Source organism: uncultured Turicibacter sp., assembly GCF_938044715.1.
In the GTDB taxonomy this organism is placed as follows: domain Bacteria; phylum Bacillota_I; class Bacilli_A; order MOL361; family Turicibacteraceae; genus Turicibacter; species Turicibacter sanguinis.
In genome coordinates, this window is the sequence record NZ_CALIOS010000021.1 from 1 (window position 1) to 25,595 (window position 25,595).

The 25,595-nt window shown below is 34.3% G+C and carries 28 protein-coding genes and 1 pseudogene; 5 read left to right on the top strand and 24 right to left on the bottom strand.

Annotated elements, in window-relative coordinates:
- Positions 1-407 (top strand): chromate transporter (locus QWC74_RS02075; RefSeq protein ID WP_288993870.1); only part of this gene is annotated, 407 nt, incomplete at its 5' end.
- On the opposite strand, the gene QWC74_RS02080 is transcribed toward QWC74_RS02075, so the two are convergent.
- From QWC74_RS02080 to QWC74_RS02195, 24 genes and pseudogenes are all read right to left on the bottom strand, one after another.
- Complete coding sequence (locus QWC74_RS02080) at positions 404-1,267, bottom strand: LysR family transcriptional regulator (protein WP_006783217.1); 864 nt, start codon at positions 1,265-1,267, stop codon at positions 404-406. The two genes, QWC74_RS02075 and QWC74_RS02080, sit on opposite strands and share 4 nt — an antisense overlap.
- A gap of 655 nt (positions 1,268-1,922) precedes the next feature.
- Complete coding sequence (locus tag QWC74_RS02085) at positions 1,923-3,233, bottom strand: conjugated bile salt MFS transporter (protein WP_006783218.1); 1,311 nt, start codon at positions 3,231-3,233, stop codon at positions 1,923-1,925.
- A 692-nt stretch (positions 3,234-3,925) separates the two neighbouring features.
- On the bottom strand, positions 3,926-6,325 hold the full coding sequence (locus QWC74_RS02090) for a type IA DNA topoisomerase (protein WP_006783219.1): 2,400 nt from the start codon (positions 6,323-6,325) through the stop codon (positions 3,926-3,928).
- 158 nt (positions 6,326-6,483) lie between these two features.
- Complete coding sequence (locus QWC74_RS02095) at positions 6,484-7,158, bottom strand: hypothetical protein (protein WP_006783220.1); 675 nt, start codon at positions 7,156-7,158, stop codon at positions 6,484-6,486.
- Between the two features lie 343 nt (positions 7,159-7,501).
- Positions 7,502-8,008 carry a hypothetical protein gene (locus tag QWC74_RS02100; protein ID WP_006783221.1) on the bottom strand — a complete coding sequence of 169 codons (507 nt, stop codon included), beginning with the start codon at positions 8,006-8,008 and terminating at the stop codon, positions 7,502-7,504.
- 99 nt (positions 8,009-8,107) lie between these two features.
- On the bottom strand, positions 8,108-8,677 hold the full coding sequence (locus QWC74_RS02105; RefSeq protein WP_006783222.1) for a GNAT family N-acetyltransferase: 570 nt from the start codon (positions 8,675-8,677) through the stop codon (positions 8,108-8,110).
- A gap of 589 nt (positions 8,678-9,266) precedes the next feature.
- A complete protein-coding gene (locus QWC74_RS02110; RefSeq protein WP_006783223.1) occupies positions 9,267-9,749 on the bottom strand; it encodes an N-acetyltransferase in 483 nt (160 codons plus the stop codon).
- A gap of 667 nt (positions 9,750-10,416) precedes the next feature.
- Positions 10,417-11,343, bottom strand: a complete 927-nt coding sequence (locus QWC74_RS02115; protein ID WP_006783224.1) for a lipopolysaccharide assembly protein LapB — start codon at positions 11,341-11,343, stop codon at positions 10,417-10,419.
- Positions 11,344-11,364: 21 nt separating this feature from the next.
- Entirely contained in the window at positions 11,365-11,874 is a 510-nt protein-coding gene (locus QWC74_RS02120; protein ID WP_006783225.1) for a metallophosphoesterase, read from the bottom strand.
- 9 nt (positions 11,875-11,883) lie between these two features.
- Entirely contained in the window at positions 11,884-12,477 is a 594-nt protein-coding gene (locus tag QWC74_RS02125) for an XTP/dITP diphosphatase (protein WP_006783226.1), read from the bottom strand.
- 14 nt (positions 12,478-12,491) lie between these two features.
- A complete protein-coding gene (rph, locus tag QWC74_RS02130; protein ID WP_006783227.1) occupies positions 12,492-13,202 on the bottom strand; it encodes a ribonuclease PH in 711 nt (236 codons plus the stop codon).
- 52 nt (positions 13,203-13,254) lie between these two features.
- Positions 13,255-14,265: a GerMN domain-containing protein gene (locus QWC74_RS02135; protein ID WP_006783228.1), complete on the bottom strand. Its 1,011-nt coding sequence runs from the start codon at positions 14,263-14,265 to the stop codon at positions 13,255-13,257.
- A gap of 138 nt (positions 14,266-14,403) precedes the next feature.
- On the bottom strand, positions 14,404-15,501 hold the full coding sequence (locus tag QWC74_RS02140; RefSeq protein ID WP_006783229.1) for an exonuclease domain-containing protein: 1,098 nt from the start codon (positions 15,499-15,501) through the stop codon (positions 14,404-14,406).
- Between the two features lie 188 nt (positions 15,502-15,689).
- Entirely contained in the window at positions 15,690-15,902 is a 213-nt protein-coding gene (locus QWC74_RS02145; RefSeq protein ID WP_006783230.1) for a LuxR C-terminal-related transcriptional regulator, read from the bottom strand.
- 127 nt (positions 15,903-16,029) lie between these two features.
- Positions 16,030-17,355: pseudogene (uvrC, locus tag QWC74_RS02150) on the bottom strand (excinuclease ABC subunit UvrC); the annotation flags it as partial.
- A gap of 12 nt (positions 17,356-17,367) precedes the next feature.
- Positions 17,368-17,811, bottom strand: coding sequence for a GIY-YIG nuclease family protein (locus QWC74_RS02155; RefSeq protein WP_288993873.1), 444 nt, complete (start codon positions 17,809-17,811; stop codon positions 17,368-17,370).
- A gap of 306 nt (positions 17,812-18,117) precedes the next feature.
- Positions 18,118-18,573, bottom strand: coding sequence for a DUF4362 domain-containing protein (locus tag QWC74_RS02160; RefSeq protein ID WP_006783232.1), 456 nt, complete (start codon positions 18,571-18,573; stop codon positions 18,118-18,120).
- Between the two features lie 123 nt (positions 18,574-18,696).
- On the bottom strand, positions 18,697-19,050 hold the full coding sequence (gene rbfA, locus QWC74_RS02165) for a 30S ribosome-binding factor RbfA (RefSeq protein WP_006783233.1): 354 nt from the start codon (positions 19,048-19,050) through the stop codon (positions 18,697-18,699).
- 32 nt (positions 19,051-19,082) lie between these two features.
- Positions 19,083-21,182, bottom strand: coding sequence for a translation initiation factor IF-2 (infB, locus tag QWC74_RS02170; protein WP_006783234.1), 2,100 nt, complete (start codon positions 21,180-21,182; stop codon positions 19,083-19,085).
- A gap of 15 nt (positions 21,183-21,197) precedes the next feature.
- On the bottom strand, positions 21,198-21,500 hold the full coding sequence (locus QWC74_RS02175) for a ribosomal L7Ae/L30e/S12e/Gadd45 family protein (RefSeq protein WP_006783235.1): 303 nt from the start codon (positions 21,498-21,500) through the stop codon (positions 21,198-21,200).
- A gap of 9 nt (positions 21,501-21,509) precedes the next feature.
- Positions 21,510-21,782 (bottom strand): RNase P modulator RnpM, encoded by a 273-nt coding sequence (gene rnpM, locus QWC74_RS02180; RefSeq protein WP_006783236.1) that lies wholly within the window; start codon positions 21,780-21,782, stop codon positions 21,510-21,512.
- Positions 21,783-21,809: 27 nt separating this feature from the next.
- On the bottom strand, positions 21,810-22,865 hold the full coding sequence (gene nusA / locus QWC74_RS02185) for a transcription termination factor NusA (RefSeq protein WP_006783237.1): 1,056 nt from the start codon (positions 22,863-22,865) through the stop codon (positions 21,810-21,812).
- 15 nt (positions 22,866-22,880) lie between these two features.
- On the bottom strand, positions 22,881-23,348 hold the full coding sequence (rimP, locus tag QWC74_RS02190) for a ribosome maturation factor RimP (protein ID WP_006783238.1): 468 nt from the start codon (positions 23,346-23,348) through the stop codon (positions 22,881-22,883).
- Between the two features lie 169 nt (positions 23,349-23,517).
- Entirely contained in the window at positions 23,518-24,264 is a 747-nt protein-coding gene (locus tag QWC74_RS02195) for an RNA methyltransferase (RefSeq protein WP_288993874.1), read from the bottom strand.
- A 153-nt stretch (positions 24,265-24,417) separates the two neighbouring features.
- Between QWC74_RS02195 and QWC74_RS02200 the strand changes: the two genes are divergently transcribed.
- From QWC74_RS02200 to QWC74_RS02215, 4 genes are all read left to right on the top strand, one after another.
- A complete protein-coding gene (locus tag QWC74_RS02200) occupies positions 24,418-24,621 on the top strand; it encodes an alpha/beta-type small acid-soluble spore protein (protein WP_006783240.1) in 204 nt (67 codons plus the stop codon).
- Positions 24,622-24,704: 83 nt separating this feature from the next.
- Positions 24,705-24,887: an alpha/beta-type small acid-soluble spore protein gene (locus tag QWC74_RS02205; protein ID WP_006783241.1), complete on the top strand. Its 183-nt coding sequence runs from the start codon at positions 24,705-24,707 to the stop codon at positions 24,885-24,887.
- Positions 24,888-24,962: 75 nt separating this feature from the next.
- Positions 24,963-25,160: an alpha/beta-type small acid-soluble spore protein gene (locus QWC74_RS02210; protein WP_006783242.1), complete on the top strand. Its 198-nt coding sequence runs from the start codon at positions 24,963-24,965 to the stop codon at positions 25,158-25,160.
- 125 nt (positions 25,161-25,285) lie between these two features.
- Complete coding sequence (locus tag QWC74_RS02215) at positions 25,286-25,501, top strand: alpha/beta-type small acid-soluble spore protein (protein WP_006783243.1); 216 nt, start codon at positions 25,286-25,288, stop codon at positions 25,499-25,501.
- Positions 25,502-25,595: the final 94 nt, after the last annotated feature.

Consider the following 25,595-nt stretch of genomic DNA (forward strand, 5'->3'; position numbering starts at 1 on the left):
TGACACCTGGTCCTATTTCAATCAATGCTGCAACATTTGTTGGAACAAAATTAAATGGATTACCTGGTGCACTTATTTGTACTTTAGGGGTTATTATTCCATCGTTTATTATCTGTTTAACACTTGCGCACTTTTACTACAAATATCGTAACTTCTCAGGCGTTCAAACAATCTTATCTAGTTTACGTCCAGCTGTTGTTTCACTAATTTCATCAGCAGGTTTATCTATTTTAACATTAGCATTATTCCAAGCTGAGAAACATGAAATTATCTTATCTAACTTCCGTATTGTTGAATTTGCTTTATTCGTAGGAGGTTTAGTTGCTCTTCGTAAATTCAAGTTAAGTCCAATTCCAGTTATTTTCGGATCAGGTCTAATTGGAACAATCATCTATATGATTTTTTAAAGAATCTCTAAAAAACATTTTAAAGATTTAGACATAAATTTATTTTTATGGTACACGACAAATATTTCTCTAAACATAGATACTTCTTTTAGAGAAACTTCATGGAGTGTACCTTTTTTCAATTCTCGCTCTACCATAAGACGAGATAACACAGCTAATCCTCTTGATTCCAGTACTGCATCCTTAATTGCCCCCGTATCTGTACTACTCCATTTAATATCGACTTCTATCTGATTACTTTTCAGAATATTATCAAAAATTGTTTTACTTCCACTTCCCTCTTCACGAGAAATAATAGCCTCTCCTTGAAGTTCTTCAATACTAATTTCATCTCGATTATAAAATTTATGCCCTTTTCCAACTACCATAATTAACTTATCCTGATAAACAGGTTTCGAAATCAAATCTTTACTGGTCACGGTTCCCTCAACTAAGGCAACATCTAGTTCACTATCTAATAACATTTTTTCAATTTCCTTTGTATTACGAACATAAATCTGCGTTGTTATTTTATTATTTTCTTCTTCTAAATCATCCAGAATATGATTTAACAAACAACTTCCTACAGTAATAGATGCTCCAATACGCAAAGCAATATTGTCCGATTTATTCTTCATCATCGTTTCCATCTCATCAAAGGATTGAACAATATGAGTTGCATATCTTAATAAATACTCTCCACTTTCTGTCAAATATAACTTTTTTGATAAACGCTCAAATAATTTCACTCCATAATAATGTTCAATTTCTTTAATTGCTTGGCTAACCGATGGTTGTGTAATGAACAACTTCTCTGCCGCTGCACTCATATTCTTAAGTGATGCAACCATGATAAAAATTCGCAAATGTCTAATGCTCATACTATCTACTCCTCCTATCATAAACTTAAACCCTTTATAAAAAAACATTGAATCTTTAAGCTTTCATATATCCCGATAACTCTATTCATGAATTTCTTTTATCTTAGATGTCTGCGAATCCATCTTATAGAAATAATAAAAATTGAATCGATCAGGCATCTCTTTTAAATACAACCATAGACTACACTATTATATTAACATTAGAGTCCATCTGTGCAAGTTGTAATTTTCAGTGCTATTCATTTTTGTGATCATCATGACTTCTTAATTGACAGTATTAAATTAATCAGTTTAGACTCCAACAGAAAAAGATACTTAATTAAATGAATAAATATATTTAATCAGAAAACGTGAAAAATCTTATACTTTAGTCAACTTGATACGTTTAATTTAATTTTTTAGTTCATATAGAATTATACCAAAAGCTTTCTAAATTCAAACCGCTTATCGTAATCAAAATTTAATAGAAAGTGGATACTCATCTCCACCTTCATCACCTGTATTCATCGAGGATAATATCCCTTAAAGGGAACAGGCCCCCGCTCACAATTGTTGCAAAGAAATTGTACAAAAGAAAAACCATTATCTGAGTTCAGATTAAATCTGATTTGAGATAATGGTTTTTCTTTGATAATCGCTCTAAAATATTTTTTTATTAAGAAATTCTTTTCGTTTCACGAACATTTTTTTCTTTATTCATTTTAAGTATAGATAAAGAAGCAATTAATAGTCCTGTATACGCAATAACAGCAAATATAATCGAAGAAGTCCATGCTGTTGCCCATCCTGCCTTCTCTAAAATAAGACTGAAAATTGGGGTACCGACAGCAAAGCCAACGGCAAAGAATAATTGGATAAATCCAAGAATAGATCCATAGTCTCGATCTCCAAATAGTGAGCTTGTCATATAGGAAGGTCCCATGACATAAGAAAACATTGAGATTCCGAATGCACCTGTAAAGAGGTATCCAAGTGCATTTATTTTTCCGACAAATAATAAGCATAACCCTGCTATAATGACTAAAGTTCCGGCCAATAGGAATGATTTTGATAATCCTAGTTTATCAAAAAGAATCCCACCCAAAATGTTACCAAAGATCGAAAATAATCCGAACATAGAGGCTAATGTAGCTGATGAAATCAGTAATATTTTCTTTTCTTCTAAGCTTTGGAAATAAGGAATGAATTGTAAAGCAAATCCACTAACATAGAATCCGATGAAGATAAAAGAAGCCGCTATTAGCCAAAATTGAGGCATTTTAGTTGTTTCACCTACTGTATATCCCCAACTTATATGATGGGCTACATCTTCTTGCCCTTCTAATTTTTTCTTAGGAGCATTTGCGGCTAATTCATCTGCTGATTTAGGCAATCTGACAAGAAATATAGAGATTAATAATGAACCAATTAGTGCGATGAGTCCAAATCTTAAATAAGCTCCTTTATATCCTATATTTGGGTCAGTTAACCATTTACCTGCTAACGTTTGAAGAACTATATTACCTATTCCTCCACCGCAGAAGGCAATCCCAAGTGCTCTCCCCTTATTAACCTTAAACCAGGCATTTATCAGTGTAGGAACTCCAATTGCAGAAACAATAGCATTTCCGACTTGAACGATGGCAGCTATTATATAATAAGCAATTAGTTTATTGCCAGCTAGTGAGTATAACATAAATCCACCGCCGACAAATATAGAACCGATGATAAATAATAGTTTAACATTGACTTTAGTAAATATTTTTCCTATAAAAGGCGAACAAATAGCAGATACAACAGTCCCAATCGTAAAGATTAGGGTAAAGGATGCATAACTAAACCCTTCTCCATTAACAACATAGTTTGTAAAAGTAGGGGGTAAGTTAGAGGCGACTCCAAATGGTATGGCTTGAATAAGTAAACATGCTGCAACAATGACCCACCCATAAAAGAATTTATGTTGTTTGTTATTATTGAGAGTACTCATAAGTTAAATTCCTCCTTCATTAAAACCGACATATTTTTTATCAAGTAAATACGCTATCCATTGAAATATTTATGATTTAAATAAATTATTTCAATTAATTATAGTTTTAACAATAAGAGTAAAAAAATGTATTTTCAATTGATATATATCAAATTAAATATGACGAAAAATTTCTAAATAGGATTTAAGAGTATAGAATAAAGTTCTAGAAAATTAAAGTAATATCATTCCACGATTTCATGCGAATCGACCTTCATCTCATTCGATTTTTTAACAATGAAGGTTGTACTTACAAAAGATAGCTATTGAATCTTTTCATGCCACACTAATCTCAAGATCCCCATGGGATGGTCAACTCTAAACTAAACAACTTTTTTGTTACTAGAATAGATTTACTAATTTAAAATAAACGATGTAGATTTCAACCTGACTATCTAACAGAGCGAAATTTAATAATAATAATTATATAAGATATATTTATTTTTAATAATAGCTCTCGCTTGCCTCTTAATAGTGGATTATTTCCCTCTTGATTGGTAAGTATTCTCGCTCCATATTTAACATTGTTTAACTTCTGCTGGCTGATTATAAATAGAGCAACATAATAAAAAAGATTAATCTGACTGTCGTAACTACTGACTAAGTTGAGATTAATCTTTTTTATTTAGAAAATTGATGATTTTCGTTTATTTTTATATTCGTTTAAATTTCATTTTTTTCGTTGGAACATCGAGATATAAAACCCCCTGAGCAACCGTTCCATCGGTGAAGGTGACTTGTTTTGGTTCCGTTGTCTGCCCCCTTAACATTTGCTCCACATTTTCAATGGAAATCGGAGCACCAAAATAGGTTTTTCCGATAATAAATTGACAGCTTTTTTTATATTCAGGGCACATATAAAAGTTCCCTGTTTCATTTAATGTATTTCCACAGCTCGGACACTTTAAATGCAATTGTTTGGTTGGAACTTTAGGTCCTTCATCTTCAAAATGGAAAACCACTTGTTGTTTTTCAGCACTATAAATCAGGGCTGCTTTCCATGTTTTTTTCTCACCATTCGCCTCTACTTTTTTAAAGGTTAGGATATTACTTGGTTTTCCTTGAAGAATTTTTTTCATATTGGCTTCTGAAATTTTCGTGCCAAGAATCGCTTTCCCACTAATAAAATCGCACGTTTTTTTATACTCCGTACAATAATAATAATTTTTACCTGCCGCTACCTTCTGACCGCATTTTGGACAGTTTCCAATCAACTTAATTTCAGAGTTTGTATACGTCGCTGCTACTCCATGAATTTGATACGTCATTTGTTTAAACTCTTCTGTGGCAACTTTAATATACTCAATCATTTCATGCCAAAACGTCATCGGTTCTAGCTGACAAGCTTCAATTGATTTTAATTTTTGTTCCCACTGTGCTGTTAATTCAGGAGAAGCAACGAGATGCCCGTTTAAATTTTGAATGATTGAAATTCCATAATCAGTGGCATAGAACGTTTTCTTTTTACGTTCAATCATTTTTAAATTAATTAATTTTTCAATAATCGAACCACGCGTTGCCGGAGTTCCAATTCCTTCACTCGATTTTAAAACATCTTTTAAATCTTTATCCTCTAGAAAACGTCCCGCATTAATCATTGCCTCAAGAATCGTGGCATCGTTATAGCGGCTTGGGGGAGTTGTGGCCTTCTCTATTAGTGTTGTTTCGGTTAAAGAAACCGGCTGATTTTCTAAAAGTGATGGCAAACTATTTTCACTAAATTTGGTTTTATATAAAACAGTATATCCCTTATCAACGACTTCATTTCCATTTGTCTTAAATTTTCGTCCACTACAATTTGTAATCACCGATGTTTTATTCACGACACTTGGAGGCATAAAAATAGCCACAAAACGCTTGGCTACTAAACTCATAATTTGTTGTTGTCGTTTGCTTAAGCGATTAAAATCTACTGGTTTCCCTGTTGGAATGATGGCGTAGTGATCACTAACCTTACTATCATCAACATACTTTTTATTTCTTGCCGTTTTCTCGATGACTCCCGCTTCATCTAAAATCGGCTGTACATACTTCAAAACATCCGGAATCTCTTTAATCGCCGCCAATAGTTGCGGGAATCGCTTCGCTTCATCTTGTGTGATATACGCTGAATCAGTACGCGGATAAGATAAGTATTTAGCTTCATAGAGTTCTTGAACAATGTCTAATGTTTCAGACATCGTAAAACTATACACCTTATTTGCCTCGCGTTGCAAATCAGCCAATGAATGCAAACTTGGAGCGTATTTCTTCTCCACCTTTTTTTCAACCTTTTCAATCATTCCTACATTCGGTAAGCTTTGAATTAACGCATCCGCTTTTTCTTTATCAAAAAACTTCGTTTCATTTTCATTATCATGATCGAAATACGTTCCTTTATACTCACCAAAATCAGCTTCAATTTCCCAAAATGGCTTCGGTTTAAAATCTTTTAACTCCATCTCACGCTGTGCAATCATATTTAATACGGGCGTCATCACACGTCCAAGTGGTAAAGCTTTACGTTGATTAGCCCCTATTGAAAAGGCACGCGTAAAATTCATCCCAATGAGCCAATCAAAATCAGCTCTTAATTTACTCGCATGAATCATATTTTTTAAACGTGGGGTATTCAAATCATCTTCCATGTGATTTAAGGCATCCATAATCGCCTGTTCTGTCATTCCATTATTCCAAAAACGTTTCACAGGCAAACGACAACCTAAGCTTTCATAAACCGAGTGAAATATTAATTGTCCCTCACGCCCCGGGTCACAACAGTTAATCAAATAATCATAGTTTCCCAATTCAATTGTTTTCTTAATATCTTGATAAATGTTGAAATAATCACCATTTTCAATGACCTTATATTTAAATTTTGATGGAATCATCGGCAATGTTTTTAAATCCCACTTTTCCCACTCCGGTGTATAATCACCCGGTGCAAGCAACGTCATCGTATGCCCTCGAAATGATTTAAAATCAATTTGGTCCGGAAAATTCATCATTTTATAAACAGCCTGAACTTCTCTCATTAATGACGGTTTTTCAGCAATCAATAAAGCTCTCGCCATGTTGAACCGCCTCCTTTTTTAAACGTATCCTTTTGTTTTTTAAACACAGAAGAATATTATATCACTGATAATCAAAAATTTCACATTGAAATTTTAAAGTTTCATTTGATACCTATCAAAAAAGCATCTCTTGATTTAAGAGATGCCACCGATGCTGATTAATGAAATAAATACTGATCAAAGCTACCTTTAAAAATGATTTCACTTTTTTCATTGAATAACGTGTATTCGTAAGCGTTAGAATTAAAGGAATAATAGGGTGACATTTGAATATTAAACGTTTCATCAATCGTTATTCTTTGCTTGGTTTTGGCCGGAAGATTAAACGCTTGATTAATTATAACATCTTTCATTCCGACTGCCTCTTCCACAAACGTTGGCATTGTAATAGTTAAGTAAAACCATTGTTCTTCATTTGAACAGTTTTTCAGTTCTAGTTGTCCCTCTAACTTAAGCTCTGTTTCACGGCCATTCACAGATACATGAGATTCCTGACGATTTAAATAAATCGAACTTAAATCAGATGAAAAGCTTTTATACAGTTGGACAGTGAGATTTGCAGTATGAGTGCTAAGATTCAAAAACAAAAAAGTCGCTATGATACGTCGCCATCTTGTTTTGAAAAAAGCATTCTCTTTTTGGAGATTAAGCTGTTTAAAACAGGTATAAATAATGATCATCAAAAATATTCCGGCATAATGAAATGACCAATTCGCCCCGTGTAGCGGAACAAAAATTCGGTCGACACATGTATCCGGTATTTCATTGCTAGAGCCGGCTAAGATAAACATTAGAGCTAATATCACATAACAAATAACTTGTTTTTGATTCATTCCCATCCCCCTTTATCTTTTATTTATCCTCATCACATAATACCATGTTTTAGAAAAAAATTCATTCTATCCTTAAATAGTTTCTATTGATTATAGAAGCTATTCTTTTTATAGATTAAAAGGATAGCCAATGGCTATCCTTCTTGTTTGAACGCATGATTAATCGTAAAACTTAGGACATCTTAACTTGATGTGATAACAATTAGAAATTAACCAATTCGCTGACGTTAGCAACAAATGGTTTGTTCTCCATACAGGCCATTATAAAGAGCTAAATTTTTCTCTCCTGCTCACAAAATCCTGTCGTTTCAGCGTCTCCTGAATGAGGTTCCAATCCGATTTTTCATCCAATCATCTCTTTAAGAAACGTGGCACCTTCTTTTCGATTACGAAGAATAATCACGTTTTTATCAGATTGTTCACTTAATAGTTTTAAGTAGCGTTCTCGATTATTTTGGTTAAAGTTCCATACGAATTTTAAAAATTCGAAATCAAGTCTTTCAGGACAATTCCCCCCCATATCAGAACGAGTTTTTCCATAACCTTTGATAACACGTTTTAAAACTCCTAATAAGCACGTCCACCTTGAATAATCTAAGTAAATCACCGTATCACAATATTCTAGACGCATTGGAATCGTTCGATTGTAATTGCCTTCAATAATCCATTCTTCTTTTTGTAACTCTTCTAATAGTAACGAATCAAACGTCTCTTGCGGAACACATTCCCAATTTCCACACCAATTTAACACATCTAGATGAACAAGTGGTAATTTTAGTTTTTTAGCGAGTTGTTTTGATAAGGTTGATTTCCCGCTACCGCAGCATCCAATTACCATAATTTTTTTCATTTTTTCTTCCTCCAAGTAAGTAAAATGATGAAAGTTTCCCCTCATCTCTCATTGAAAATGATCATTCCTTATCCTAATCGCTAATCATTGGTTCTCAAATTAAAACTGCTTCTCATCATATTCCTCTTTTAAAATCGAATAATATTTACAGTCGACGAGTTGTCCTGCTTGATTTTTTGAAATTTTACGAAGTGTTCCTTCATAGGTAAGACCGCATTTTTCCATCACGCGTCCAGAAGCCGGATTTAACACATCATGACGCGCAGTTAGACGAGCAAAGCCAATCTCTTCAAACGCTAGTTTAATTAAGCCATTAAAAGCTTCAGTTACAATCCCCTGATTCCAATAATCACGACTAATACAATATCCCACTTCAGCATTTTCATCATGATTATTAATATTGAATAAACTCAAACTTCCAATCACTTCACCTGTTTTCTTTAACTCGATTGCCCATTGATAGTAGTCCTTATTTTTATACCCCTCTACCCACATCTGTAAAATGGTCTTCGTTACGAAAATATCGCTATGCGTTGGCCACGTTAAATATTTTGTGACTTCATCGTCTGATGCCCAGTTTTGATACATCATAGACGCATCGCTGATCTTGAATGGTCTTAAGATTAACCTTGGTGTTTCAATCACTTTTGTTCCTGTATGATTTAACATTCTATCCCTCCTCTGATTTTCCTTATTATACCATATAAGTTATCCACACACATTATTAAAACACGATAATTCCCATTCTCAAAAGACTTATTGCCGTCATTTAATGGAAATGATATTTGATTCGTAAATGAAAGCTAAGATCTTCTTTTAATGGGACTTTTCTTTGATAAATGCGATGAATCATGCTAAGTTCGTAACTCTGACTCCTTGATACCTCATAAAACAGAATCATTTGTTCAGCTTTTCAATCTTTTAACTTCACTCCATAGAAGTAAGATTCACGTTTCATATTTTTGGGTAACTAATGGATATTATTTTCGAATCACTATAACCCCCATTTTTAACCAACTGAAAAGAAGTACCTCCCTCATCAAATGCTTTAATTTCATCCTAACAGTCTATGCTTTTGAAGTAGGCCTTAAATCTCATTCTGAATAAATTCCACCCTTAAAGTTATCCATACCTATTATAAAATAAACAAAAAAACACCTCTAGGAAAGAGATGTCTGCTTAAAATCATTCATATGAGAGAGGGTCTATGATTCGACAATCTAACGATTCTTTCTAGTTAAGATTAGCGTCCACTTAATTAACAATTTTCATCGTCATGTTCATATTTCATGACATAAAACTCCCCGAGTCCTAAGTAGGTTTCTTGTTTCTTTTTCTCAATAATCTTAAAATTTTGTGACTGGTAGCATCTAATGGCACGTTCATTCCAAGTTCGTACCTCAAGTAAAAGTGGCAAATTAGCATGGCGCTTTTGGCTCTCCTTAATGGCGTACGCAATGATATCTCGTCCAAAACCTTGATTACAATAATCAGGGTGCACGCCCATGCCAAAGAACACATGATCCTCTTCACAAAGTAAGTTAATAAAACCGATGAGCTCACCCTCCTCCTGCGAAAATCCTAAGAAACGTTGACGTTTCACTGCATCGCAAAGTGCGTAGTTTTGCGCCTTCATCTCATCCCAAGTTGGTAAATTATAAAGAGCATACTTTCCCTCATATCGCCAACTTGCAATCACTTTTGCTTGATCTTCTGTTAAAGCATGAGTCATTAGTTTCATTTTTTCTCTCCTTTTTCATTGAATTATTCTCTCTTTTTAGAAAAAGACGGCTTTCATAAACTCGCATTCTAGCAGGTTGAGTTCATCCATTTTTTCTAATGTCTTATGTTTTTCATAACTTACCTATCTGACATTAATCTCATAGCCATCCTCTTGAAACCTCAACCTCGTATCATGCGTCTGATTACTTTTAATATAACCACTCGCACCGACATTTACATCATACTTTTGATGTGAATGATCATAGAAAATCAAATCAGTATCAATCTCTTTAAATAACCCATCTAACGTCTGTGGTGAGTTATCCTTCTCAATGGCTTTAAAGGTTCCATCTTCTTACATAGCATCATGCATGAGGGCAACTTTTTAATACTCCCATAATGACCTGTAGTGCTGGCAGGTTTCTATGGCAATCAGATAGAACGACAAAATTCATGTTTCCCCTCCATTTATTTTACTTTTCTATTTTTATTCAGAAACGATTCAAATTATAACCGATATTTCGAAGTAAGCCTTCTCATATTTTACTTCTTTTCGTTCATGTTTTAAGACTTTACCCTCAAATAGCATTATCATCTAACTTGCCAATTCCATAACCTGTTACGATTCATTTATCCACAGCTATTATGACTGAGAATAAAAAAATAAGACCGGTAAAAGAACGGTCTTATTTCACACTAAAAGCATTTTGATAGGCTGGCATTTGACGAACTTGTACCAGTTCGTCATCCTTTTCCATGTATTCTAATAAGCTTGGGCTCAGTTGATTAGCAATGATTAAATCTTCAAGTGCTGCTTCTTTGTTTTCCATTAACGCATAGCAACAAGCACGATTATAATATAAAACGGATACATTTGGATTATATTGAATCCCTTCTGTATAAATTTTAATACTTTCTAAATAGTCATGATATTCTTCTTTATATAAAATAGCTAAATTTAAATAGGTAAACGAATACTCAGGATTACTTTGCAGCGACTTACGGTAATAGCGAATCGATTCTTTGACTTGATTTAACTTACGACAAACGACTCCTAAATTAAATAATGCCGTGTAATCTGTTGGATCAAGACTATAGGCTTTATAAAAATAATGGTAAGCTTTTAAGTTTTGATTTTGAGCTTCATAAATACATCCCAGATTAATATAGGCATAAAAATAGTTTGGATCAAGTTCTAGTGTCTTTTCATAATGATAAATCGCTTTTTCAATTTCATCTGTTTCGTCATAAATGTTAGCTAAGAAAAAATGTGCTGCTTCGTATTCTGGATCAAGCTCGATTGTTTTTTGATAATAATAAATTGCTTTTTCATACTCTTCATCATCATCATAGATCGTAGCGATTCCATAATAAGAGGTTGGAAATTCACTGTCGATTTTAATCATCTCATAAAATAATTCAAGTGCTTTCTTACGATCATCGATTTCATCATATAAAAATGCTAAGTCTAACATTAAATCTAAATCTTCTGTCCCAAATGATGTATGGTAGGCATTATTAAAATGCTCTAATGCTTTCAAAACATTTCCTAATTCTAAATAATGCGAAGCCACCGCTTTTTGATTTAGATAATATTGATAATTTTCCTGCATTAGACCCCCTACCTTTATTTTCTATCGTTTAAAGCTTTCTTTGACTAATACTTTACCACTTTGAACTTCATGATAGCTCAGTTCAAATGAAGTCTCACTAATCTCTAGTAAGGCATATGTTTTTTCTTTTGTATTTCTTGGTAAGACAACACTTCCAGGATTCATAAATAAAATGCCGTCTACCATTTCTGCCCCGATGCAATGAGAATGACCATAACATACGATGTTAGCATCCAATTCTCGTGCACGATAATAAAGTCTTGTTAATGAATATTTAACGTCGTATAGATGCCCGTGCGTTATGAATAAACGAGCACCAAGTGTAAGAGGTTCGATGCGTTCTTTTAATAAGTTTTTATCAAAATCACAGTTTCCTAAAACACTCAGATATTCGTTTAATAACGGATGATTTGCAGGTAACTGCGAATCTCCACAGTGAATAAGTAGGTCAGCGTCTAAAAGGTGGCGCTCACGTATTAATGATAAAGCGTTTGTATCGCCATGGCTATCACTTACAATGACAAGTAACATATCCGTCTCCTACATTAAATCCATTAAGACATTTTCTAACTTCTTGAAGGCATCCGCACGATGACTTAAGACGTTTTTTTCGCTTTTTGGAATCTCGGCCATTGTTTTTTGGATGGATGGTAGATAGAAGATTGGATCGTATCCAAACCCTTCGTTTCCTTGGCGATGTGTTAAAATTTGACCTTCACACTCTCCTCGAACGACGTATTCTTCACCATTTTCTGTGACAAGAGCAAGGGCACAAACGAAACGGGCACTACGATTTTTTTCTTCTATCCCTTCAAGCTCTGTTAAGACTTTATCAATGTTTTTGGCGTCATCACGATCTTCTCCAGCATAACGAGCACTATAAACACCTGGGCGTTTATTTAAGGCATCAACTTCTAGCCCTGAGTCATCTGCAATGACTAATTTTTTATATTTTTTTGCTATTTCACGCGCTTTGATTAAGGCGTTTTCTTCAAATGTCTCACCATTTTCCTCGATTTCAGTGACGTCACCTAAATCGAGTAATGATTTAACTTGAATGTTATAACGATTGAAAATATGTTCAAATTCTTTTGCTTTTCCACTGTTTTGTGTCGCAATGATGACTTCTTTCATGTTTTAGTCTCCTATTAACCGATTTGTTTTTGAGCTTCAATTAATTGTTTAATTCCTTGGCTTGCAACGTCAAGCATTTGTAATAACTCAGCATGTGAGTACGTCGCCTCTTCACCTGTTCCTTGGATTTCAACAAATTGTCCGCTCTCAGTCATGATCACATTCATATCGACTTCTGCACTTGAATCTTCTTCGTAGTCTAAGTCTAAAATGACTTCACCATCTTTGATTCCAACTGAGATTGCCGCTAAATGTTCTTTAAGAGGAGATTCTTTTAAAACACCTTCTGCTACTAATTTATCGAAAGCTAATTTCATTGCCACAACTGATCCTGTAATAGACGCTGTACGTGTTCCACCATCTGCTTGAATCACATCACAGTCAATCCAAATCGTACGTTCACCTAGTTTTTCTAAATCAACAGCGGCACGTAAAGAACGACCGATTAAACGTTGAATTTCCATCGTACGACCTGATAATTTTCCACGAGCTGATTCTCGAACATTACGTGTATTCGTCGCGCGTGGTAACATAGAGTACTCAGCTGTAATCCAACCTTTTCCCTGTCCTCGCATAAAAGGGGGTAATTTATTTTCAATCGTTGCAGTGCAAATCACTTTTGTGTTTCCAACTGAAATTAAAACAGCTCCTTCTGGATGCATAATATAATTTGGAATGAATTCGACGGGTCTTAGTTCATTATTTTTACGTTCATTAGTTCTCATGTTTTATCACCTGCTTGTTGTTTTGAAACTGTCTTATTCATTATAACATATTCTATTTTGATATGGCGTCATTTACAGGTTCAAAAATATTACGACTTGTTGGAATAGCAACTGAACGTAAAGTATCATCAACAATTTTTGAGTTTCCATCGATTAAAACTGAGACAGCTTCAATTCCATCGAATTCTGTTAAGGTCATGACTAACTGTTCATGCATTAAAGAAGAAACAACGGTTTGGTTATTGTCATAGTATAAATCTGAACTAAAGTTAAGCGTAATGACTCCATTTTCAATCACTGGTTCTGTCATTAATGTCGTTTGGTTATCAAAGACGCTGATATACTCACCCCCCACTGATCCCTGGATTAATGAGTCGATGGCATAATTCACTGGATCTACGCTACTAGGGATTAATCGTGTGACTGGAACAAGTAATCCGTTTTGAGTGTCGTCTGTCATGAAATATAGCGTCACTAGTTGTGTGTTATCTAAATTATTCGTATCCATTTCTAGGTTTATTCCCATTTGGCGAGTCAGACCACGTTCAACAGCTAGGGTTCCATTTAGATTGGAAACGGGTTGTCCATCAATTTCAAATTTAACACGATCTACACCTTCAAGGCTAGTAAAGCTCCAGACTAAAGATTCAACAACTTGTTGCTCTTGACTAGCATCATAGTTAAGGAATTCTTTTGATAAATCTAACGTTAAGGTTCCATCGTTTAGGGTATAGTCATTTAGCACAGTCATCGGTGAAATCAAAGATGTCGTTTTAAGTGGTAATTGATTTGATTTAATGGTTAATAAATCGAATACCGCTTGAACTTGATCTGTTTCTTCCCCTTTTTCAACATATGTTTTAACCATGTACCCTGAATCATGAAGAGCGTAAACTTCGTAACAGTCTTCACTGATTTCACTTGTTTGTAATGTACTTTGTTGATTCGTAATGTTTTGAACTAAGTTTTTGGTCGCTGGGTCTTCTCCACTTTTTGTTAAGTAATAGACGAATGCCATGGCTAAGACTGGTAGTGTCAATTTTTTCAACCAATTCGTTTTCATTGCTTTCACCTCGCTTGAATTTATATCTAACTATATGAGGGTATAAAAAAAAAGATAACCATTCTATCCATCAAACCAATGAGTCGTGAATACTTGTCATTTCCTCATTTGTTTTGATAAAAAGTTATCTTTTTTGAACTAACCTAAGCGATTATTCATGATATTTTGATAGTTTTCCTTAAATGGATACTGCTCATTCGCCAAAATAATCGATTTAAACTTATAAAAAATATTATGTAAAACTAAAGCATCGACAATCGCATCATGAATTTGCGTCCCAGTTAAAATTTCATAACTTCGAATGGCATTATATAGCCCAATATCTTGCCCGATTTGGTAATATTGTCGATGAATGCGTTGTAGGTCGATTAATTGATTGGTCTCAAATAAAGGTTTTACTCCATTAATCACATATGAGTTTTCCAAAATAAATCCATCAGAAACACCCCATACAATAAATAATGGGTTATATCGTGCAATGACTTCTTTAATGTAACCATAAAACTCTAAATAAGTAATGCCATATGCGACAGATGCATCTGTAATTTTTAAAAATTCTTGTGTTTTACCTGAAATTTGTGGGAAGATTGTTGGTTTTACATACGCTGAGAATTTTTCCACGAGATTTCCCTCGGCATCGGCTATGATTAATCCAAATTGAATAATTTCCGGTATGAATTTAGTTCCACGATATTCAGGTCCACTCATTGAAAATTCTAAATCTAAAAAGGCATAAAAAGGGGAGTCCATTAATAAATTAATGGTCTGTCTCAATTCATTTTTGACTTGTTGAGGATTCGCCATCTTTTTACGTGGATCACTTTTGATTCCTGTAATCACAAAATAAGATGCTTTTCCCAGTTTAAATTCGGTTGGATTATAAGAAAAATGCATAAAATCCCCTGGTTTAAAGTGACGTTTCACCAGTTCTAAGTATCGATGTGGCACGTAAAAATGTAAAAGTTGTCCATCGGTGTGCAAAGAAATTCGAGGAATTGATAAATTCATCGACTGAATTTTTCCTTTTAACTCTTTGGTTTTTTGAACGACTAATTCAAGATGATTAATCATTCCCGTTTGGTTTAAGCTATACTGAACGGTTTGTCCAATCATTGAGTTGGTCACATGTAATTTATTTTCATAAGAAAAACACGTTTCATTAATCCATATTTTATAGTCATTCATATTTATTTTTAAAATAACTCCGGTATGTCCGAGCATGATTACCACTTCCATCAAACAAATTCATCATCTTAGAAAAATATGATATTGTTATCACTTAGCGTGATTTCTCTATTCCCTTTTATTATAATACACTTTTTGGCTTTAATCTACTCGCGTTCAAACCTTTTTAAAGGAAGTGAATGATAATCCATCTATTTTAGTGGTAATGAAAATCACCACCAGTAGCTGGTGGTGATTTTTTATAACTCAATGACACCCAATTTCAAAAGCTCAATAATGGCCTGTGAGCGTCCTTTGACATTTAATTTTAGAATAACATTTGAGATATGATTTCTAACTGTTTTTTCACTGATTTTCAATTCTTCAGCAATTTCACTTGTTGTCATATTTCTAACAAGTAAATTGAAAATTTCTTGTTCACGTTTAGTTAAAATTGACTGACCTTTGTTCAACCTTTCTACCCCCATTCTTTTGAGGTAGTCATTATCCTCGAGCGATACGGCTCTTAAGTGAGCCTGTATCTAGTATATCTTATGTTTTTGTAGGGGAATAGTGATATAAATTGAGTGGTCCAAGTGACTATTTTTTCTGTATTTCTTCGGCGATAAACGTCTTAATTCTACGGATGACTTCAGCAGGAAAGCCAAGTTTTAAATACTCTTGTTCATCTGCTTCGACCATTCGTTCAAGTGTTCCAAAATTTTGAATTAATAATCGTTTACGTTTCGGCCCAACACCTGGAATTTCATCTAAAATAGACGTTAGCGTTCGCTTTTGAGCCGACTGATGATGAAATCCAATGACAAAGCGATGGACTTCATCTTGAATACGCGTTAAAAGTTGGAAGACATTTGAACGTGTCGGAAGTTTTATTTCTTCCATATCACGCCCATCTAGTAAGAATGATGTTCTATGTTTCTCATCTTTAACCAGTCCAACGACGGGGATGGTCATATTTAAGGAAGAGAGAACCTCTTGTGCAATAGCCACTTGTCCCTTTCCACCATCAATAACAATTAAATCTCGGGCTGGCAAATCTTCATTTAATACTTTAAAATAACGGCGATAAATGACTTCTCGCATTGCTTGATAGTCATCTCCATCCGATGTTGTTTGAATTTTATATTTTCGGTATTGTTTTTTATCCGGGCGTCCATCTGTAAACACAACCATCGCTGAGACGGCATCCATCCCCTGATGATGGGAGTTATCGAATGCTTCAATTCGATGTGGTGTTGGAATATTTAACACTTCTCCTAACCGTTCAACTGCTTTTAAGGTTCTCTCTTCTTGTTTTTCAATTAATTGGAGTTTTTCACTTAATGCCATTTCAGCATTTTTCATGGCTAGTTCAACTAATTCTTTTTTATCACCAATTTTTGGAACAATGACTTTGATATCTAATAATTGACTTAATAACTCTTGATTGAGTGTTGCTGGAATAAAAATTTCTTTCGGTTTTAAATTATTGCCTTGATAAAAGCGACCGATAAACGTTAAAACAGCTTCCTCTGTATCTTCAATGCCATCAAAAATAGACACTTCACGTTCAATGACCTTTCCTTGACGAATGAAGAAAACTTGGACACAAATTAATCCATTCATCGTATAATATCCAAACACATCTCGATCAATAAAATCATTCATCGTCATTTTTTGTTTCTCAACGGTCGCTTCAATGTTCGCGATTAAATCTCGGTATTCTTTCGCTCGCTCAAATTCTAACTTTTCAGCTGCTTCTTCCATTCGACTCACTAAATCTTTTTTAACATCGGAATAATCACCTTTTAAAAAACGTGTAATTTGTTCAATATACGGTTTGTAGTCTTCTGGTGTTATCTTAAATTCACAAGGTGCTAAACATTGATGAATATGATAATATAAACAAACCTTTTGAGGAATCGTATGGCATTTTCGTCACGGATATAATTTATTTAATAACCGAATGGTTTCATTCGCGGCACGAGCATTGGGATATGGACCAAAGTATTTACCTCCATCTTTTTTAATTTTACGGGTTGTCACTAGGCGAGGATGGACCTCGTTTGTAATTTTAATATACGGATAATGTTTATCGTCCGTCAACATGATATTGTACTTTGGATCATATTTTTTAATCAGATTGATTTCAAGAACTAGGGCTTCGAGTTCACTAGAGGTAATAATGTATTCAAAATCGACAATTTCACGAACTAATCGTGCTGTCTTCCCATTATGAGTTCCAATAAAATAAGATTTAACGCGATTTTTTAAACGTTTCGCTTTTCCAACATAGATGACTTGTCCTTTGGCGTCTTTCATCAAATAACAACCAGGATTCATCGGAAGGATGGCTAACTTATCTTTAATTAATTGATTCATTCAGGTCCCACCTTTTAATTCTACTAAAAAATCCTAGGATTTCGATAGTTTTTATACTAACAAAGATTCTAGGATTAGTCTATCTTGAAATAGAGATATAATTCATAAATAAATTAAGAGTCTTAGTTGCTAAATCTTTTTGGTACTAGGGTCCCACCACACGATTTATTTCCATCTTTGGTGGGGTGACATTGTATAGGGGATACCTGCCTACGAAGTGCTATCCTCAACCAATAGGGGCATAAACTAAACATTGTCTAAGTTTGAAAAACTTAGTTGGACTTATATCTCCGAATATGTTAATGATTATTTCAAATTATAAGCTAAAAACGGACGTTCTTCATTTTCATTTACTAATTTATAAATCACTTGATTTCCTTTTAAAATCTTTTTAATGGATTGATAGATTTTAATTTTATATTCCTTTCGTCCTTGTTCATCTTGAGCAATATCATAATAAAGCTTCAATTGATTGTTCTCAAAGATTAATTCGTATAAATCAATGTTATGTTGAGAATGGACAATCGCAATCGTCATTTCATCATCGATTTCTCGTCGTATATTTTTATAAAATTCTTCTAGTCTTGCTAAGTTAATAATGGTATCACCTTGCTGAATGACATCTCCAGCTTCTGTTCCGACTACTATATCATATGATGATACCGTGATAGCAGATGAATCAAATTCTCCATTTATAAAGAACCAACTAAATCCTGCTAAAATGATACTAATACAAATCCCCATAATTATTTTTTTCACCATTTTTTCTCACCTATTTTGTCAGTTATCATGTTATTTTATCATTTTTTCGATGTCGAAAACAAGGGGATCTTAAGTTTTAAACTATAAAAAAGGTGCCTTCTAAAAGAAGGCACCTTTTCATGACTACATTTTACCTTGACGACGTAACTCATTTAACATCGTGTCAATTTTATTACCATATTCAATTGATTCATCAATTTCAAAAATCAATTCAGGCACTTTACGGATTGATAATCGTTTACTTAATTCTGAGCGGATAAATCCTTTTGAGCGAATTAATGCTTTAGTCGCAGCTTCACGACGATTTTCTCCACCAAGGACTGAATAGTAAATTTTACAGAATGATAAGTCATTAGTCACTTCTGCTCCTGTAACTGTTACAAATCCTATTTTTGTATCTTTAATCTCGTTCATGATGATATCAGTTACATCACGTTCGATTTGTTTTGAAATTTTCTGCACTCTAATGCGTGACATCCAAATCACCCTTTTTATCTAAAATACAATGACTAAGCGCGTTTTACTTCTTCCATAACGTAAGCTTCGATGATATCTCCTTCTTTGATATCATTGAAACGGTCGATTGTAATTCCACACTCGTAACCGTAGTTAACTTCTTTAACTTCATCTTTGAAACGTTTTAATGATCCTAATTCACCTTCAAAAACAACAATTCCATCACGGATAACACGTACGCTTGCGTTACGAGATACCGATCCATCCGTTACATAACATCCTGCAATTGTTCCAACTTTTGAAACTTTGAATGTTTGACGAACTTCTAACTGTCCTGTTACTTTTTCTTCGAATACTGGATCTAAAAGACCTTTCATTGCTGCTTCGATTTCATCAATTACTTTATAAATAATTGAATGTAAGCGAATATCTACTCCTTCAGCTGCCGCTTGTTGGCGAGTTGCTGCTGATGGACGAACGTTAAATCCAATAATGATTGCTCCTGAAGCTGATGCTAATGTTACATCTGTTTCAGTAATTGTTCCAACTGATGCACGAATAATGTTAATTTTTGCACCTTCTACATCAATTTTTTGTAATGAACCGCTTAATGCTTCAACTGAACCTTGAACGTCACCTTTGATGATTAAGTTTAATTCTTTTAACTCACCCTCTTGAATTTGAGAGAATAAATCATCTAATGAAACAGCCTTACCAGCTTTGTTTCCAAGTTCACGAGCATTAGCTGTACGTTGTTCTGCAATTTGGCGGGCTTCTTTTTCACTTGGGAATACCATGAAGCGATCTCCAGCTTGTGGCACATCATTTAATCCGGTAATTTCAACTGGAGTTGATGGTCCCGCTGCTTCAATACGTTTATTTAAATCATCTACCATCGCACGAACACGTCCATGAGTGTTACCTACAACGATTGAATCTCCAATACGTAATGTTCCATTTTCAACTAATAATGTTGCAACTGGTCCACGACCTTTATCAAGTTTCGCTTCGATTACAGTACCTGTCGCTAAACGTTTTGGATTCGCTTTTAACTCAGCCATTTCAGATACTAAGTTAATCATTTCAAGTAATTCATCAATTCCTTCACCTTGTAATGCTGAAAGACGAACGAAGATGGTATCTCCTCCCCACTCCTCAGCAAGTAAGTTGAAGTTTGTTAATTCTTGCATTACGCGATCTGGGTTCGCTGTTGGTTTATCCATTTTATTAACCGCAACGATAATTGGAACTCCAGCTGCTTTTGCATGATCGATTGCTTCTTTTGTTTGAGGCATCACCCCATCATCTGCTGCGACAACAAGAACACAGATATCTGTAACTTGTGCTCCACGAGCACGCATTGAAGTGAAGGCAGCATGTCCTGGTGTATCTAAGAATGTAATCACATTTCCATTATGATTTACTTGGTATGCACCGATATGTTGTGTGATTCCTCCAGCTTCTCCAGTTACAACACGCGAGTTACGAATCGCATCTAATAAAGTTGTTTTACCGTGGTCAACGTGTCCCATGATTGTCACAACTGGTGGACGTTTTTCTAAATCTTCTTCTGAATCTTCTAAAACGATTTTTTCAAATTCAATCACATCTGTAAAGATTTTATCTTTAACTTCGAATCCAGCTTCTTCAGCTACTAATTCAACTGTTTCACGATCTAATGTTTGGTTAACTGTTGCCATCATTCCAAGCATTAATAATTGTTTTACGATTTCTCCAGTTGATTTTCCAAGACGTTCTGCTAATTCACCTACTGTTAAATCTTCACTATAGTAAACAATGTTTGCTTCAGCATCTTCTTTAACTGGAACGTTTGCGATACGATCGCTTTTTTCATTTTTAATTTTCTTTTGATTTGAACCTTTTTTCTTTTTAGTGATTTTTGGACGGTTAACTTCTAAATAATCATCGTATTTAAATAAATCGTCTGTCTCATTTGTTGTTTCTTTTTCTGTGTTGTTTACATCTTCGATTTTTGAACCTTGTTCGTTTTTAAAATTTTTATCTAGCATCAATATAACATCGTCTCCTAACACTGACATATGACTTTTTACTGAGATGTTGTTTTCTTCTAAAACTTGCAACACCTCTTTACTTGAAACATTAAATTGTTTTGCATATTCGTGAACCCTCATTATGTCACCTCTCTCTTATGCATTCATTTTCTTACTTAATGCTTTTGCAAAGTTGGGATTGGTAATTCCGACAACTTTTCGGAATTCCTTTCCTAAGGCATGACCTAATTCTAAGCTGTCGGCTTTTTGCACACATTCAACATTATAAAAGCGACATTTATCCGTTACTTTTTTAAACGTATTAGCTGACGTATCTTCAGCTAAGATAACTAAATGCACTTTTTTAGCTTGAATTGCCTGCACTACCATTTGTTCACCTGTGATAACCGCTCCTGCACTTAATGCTAAGCCAAGAAAACTTAACCACTGTTGATTCATTCACATCACCTATTTCATTTGCTTCCCTGCTAATTGCTCTAATTCTTCATAGATAGTCTCTGGGACTTCAACTTCTAAATGACGACTTAAAACATTTTTCTTTTTAGCTAAAGCGACAACTTCAGGTGTTAAATGAAGATAAACACCACGTCCATTTTTCTTTCCAGTTGGATCAACTGACACTTCGCCATCGGTTCCACGAACCACACGAATTAAATCTTTTTTCGGTTGTTGTTCACCTGTAATGACACACTTACGCATAGGGATTTTCTTTTGTTTCATTGAGCGACCTCCTTGCGCGATTTAGAATTATAATTCAATACCTAAATTATCTGCTTCTGATTCAGGTTTGATATCAATTTTCCATCCTGTTAATTGAGCAGCTAAACGAGCATTTTGTCCACGCTTACCAATTGCTAATGATAATTGGTTATCTGGAACAAGGACAACTGTTGCTTTTTTTGCTTCATCCACGACAACTTTTGACACTTGAGCTGGACTTAAAGCATTTGCCACTAATACAGCTGGATCTTTAGAGAATTGAATGATATCAATTTTCTCACCATTTAACTCGTCTACAATGTTTTGAACACGTTGTCCTGATGGACCTACACATGCTCCTACTGGATCGACATTTTCATCTTCTGAAGCCACACAGATTTTTGTACGATCTCCAGCATCACGTGCAACAGACATAATTTCAACTGTTCCATCATAGATTTCTGGGACTTCTAATTCAAATAAGCGTTTAATTAAGTTTGGATCTTTACGTGATACATATACCACAGGTCCTTTATTTTTTGACTCAATTTTACTAATGTACACTTTAATACGAGAATTTGGTTTGATTTCATCTGGATTCATAATTTCACGTATTGGAAGTAATGCCTCAATTTTTCCTAAGTCTACAAAAACATGTTTCCCATCATCTTTTACAACAATTCCAGTTACAATTTCACCTTCACGATCTTTGAACTCTTGGAATAAGTTATCACGTTCTGCTTGACGAATACGTTGTTTCACGACTTGTTTAGCTGTTTGAGTCGCGATACGTCCAAAATCTTTAGGAGTTACTTCGAAGTTGATGATATCCCCTTCTTGATAGTGTGGATTTAATCGCATTGCTTCATCTAAGCTAATTTGTTCTTGTGGTCTTGTCACTTCTTCAACCACTGTTTTTTGTTGATATAATTTCACTGTTCCAGTGACTTCGTTAATCTCAACTTTAACATTTGTCGCTTGATTAAAATTCTTTTTATAAGCACTGATTAATGCATGCTCAAATGCCTCAATAATAATATCCTTAGAAATACCTTTTTCTTTTTCAAGTAATTCTAGAGCAGCAAAAAACTCTTTCGTATTCATCCTTTTTTATCCTCCTTAAAATTTAATCGCAAGACGAACCTTCGCAGCTTTATCATAAGGTATTTCAACTACCTTTTTACGTGTTTTCACTAAAACTTCAAGAGTTAAAATATCCTCTTCAAATTTTATTAGATGTCCTTCAAACTCTTTTTGTCCATCAATTGCTTTATACGTCTTTACATTAATATACGCACCAATTGATTCAGCAACGGCTTCTTTTGTTTTTAAAGGACGTTCAGCGCCTGGTGATGAAACCTCTAACATGTACTCATCTTCAATATAATCATGTTGATCTAGTTTCTCGCTTAGTGCTTCTGCTACATCAGCACATTGATCGATGTCGATTCCTTCTGGTGTATCAACATACACGCGCAAAAAGAAGTTTTGACCTTCTTTTACATACTCAACATCAACTAATTCAACATTATTAGCTTCACAAATTGGTTTAACTAATTCTTCTGTTTTTGCAACGATATTTGACATTAGAATTTCACCGCTTTCAAACATTTTGACCATAATACAAAAGAGTGGGAAGCCCCACTCTTACACGCAATACTATGTTAAAATATTGTAACACAATTTATATCGAGAGTAAAGTATATGATGAATAATTGTGTTGTTCACTATTTAGTATGGGAAACATTCACCCTTATTATTGACGAAAACGATACATTATAATACTTCCAGCAATCGAAACATTCAAAGATTCAATATTTTCACTCATTTCAATAAAAATATTTCCATCTGTCAAACTTAATAACTCTTTTGAAACGCCACTTCCTTCATTTCCAAGAATGAAAGCCATTTTCATCGTTTCTTCTATTTCATTTAAAGGACGACCATTTTGAAGACTCGTTCCATAAATTCGAACCCCTTGTTCTTTTAATGATGTCACAGCTTCTTCTAAGTTTTGATTCAAAATAGGTAATTTAAAAATGGCACCTTGCGTTGAACGAATCACTTTCTCATTATATAAATCAACGCATCCATCTCCAAGAATGACTCCATCAAATCCAAATGCGACCGCACTTCTTAGTAATGTTCCTAAGTTGCCTGGATCTTGCACTCGATCAAGTAATAGCAAACGATGTTGGTTTTTAATGTTCATTGTTTTCATTTCACAGACAGCCATGATCGGTTGGGGTGTTTCGGTTGAAGCAATTTGTTCGAATAAATTTTCTTTTAAAAGATAAATATTTGAAACGGCATGATAATCTTCGTTTAAATGAAGAGTTGTTCCTTCTTTAACTAAGACTTCTTTCACGACATTCATTTTAATAGCTTCTAAAACTAAGTGTTCCCCTTCGACAATGTACTCAAGAGATTGGTATCGATATTTTTTTTGTTTTAGTTTCGCCCATTTTTTAAATTTAGGGTTATTATTTGATTCAATTAACATCTCATCACCTATTATATTGATTGTTTATTTAATTCGTCTTCTTTACTATACACTATTTTTGAATCTTACAACTGATTTTTTTAAAAAAATATTTATTTAAGTGTATTATTTTGTCGAATCTGCACAAATTATGATTGTCAGGAGGTGACAATCATGGCAAACCGTAATAAATTAGTGGTTCCTGGTGCTCAAGCTGCAATTGATAACATGAAAGCTGAGATTGCTAGTGAATTAGGTGTGACTTTAGGGGCTGATGCTACAGCTCGTCAAAACGGTTCAGTTGGTGGTGAAATCACTAAACGTTTAGTGAAACAAGCTCAATCACAACTTGGATCAAGCTATACTAACCAAAAATAGTTATGAATTTAATTTAAAGGTTTTGTTATTCAACTTCAATTGTCATTAAAGTTACAATTGATATCTATCGGGAGGTGCCCCCTATGGCTACTCGTAATAAATTAATCGTTCCTGGTGCTCAAGAAGCCGTGGATCAAATGAAATACGAAATTGCTAAAGAACTTGGTGTTAACTTTGGACGTACTGCAACAGCTCAAGAAAATGGAGCTGTTGGCGGTGAGATTACAAAACGTTTAATTGCCCAAGCTAAACAAAACTTAAAATAACCGGATTTAAATTTAGTTTTAAAGAAAAAGAAACAGAAGTATCATTCAAGATTACCATTACAGGAGGTTATTAATATGTCAAGTCGTAATAAATTAGTGGTTCCTGGTGCTCAAGCTGCTCTTGATCAAATGAAATATGAGATTGCTCGCGAATTTGGTGTCGAATTAGGTGCTGATACATCTTCACGTCTTAACGGTTCAGTCGGTGGTGAAATTACGAAACGTTTAGTTGCAATGGCACAGCAACAAATGAGTGGAACTTCACAAAAATAACGATTGGGCCAACGTTATTTTCTTTACTACTAAGCTTCTAAAAAATATGAATAAATTTCCATCGATAGATTCGTATGAATTTGTCGATGGATGGATATTATATTTATTGTCAGGAGGTGAACAACATGACAAACAATTCAAACAACTCATCAAACAAATTAGTTGTCCCATCAGCACAAGCTGCTATCGATCAAATGAAATATGAGATTGCTAGTGAACAAGGTGTTACTTTAGGAGCTGATGCTACAGCTCGTCAAAACGGATCTGTTGGTGGTGAAATCACTAAACGTTTAGTGAAACAAGCTCAATCACAATTAGGTGCTTCTCAAAACCAACAATAATTAAACTAGGTATACTGTTTCATGTCAAAGCGTCAAGGTCCGTTTTATCAAACAAGACTGTGAGGTCATAACATGAACGATATTCCGCCAACTT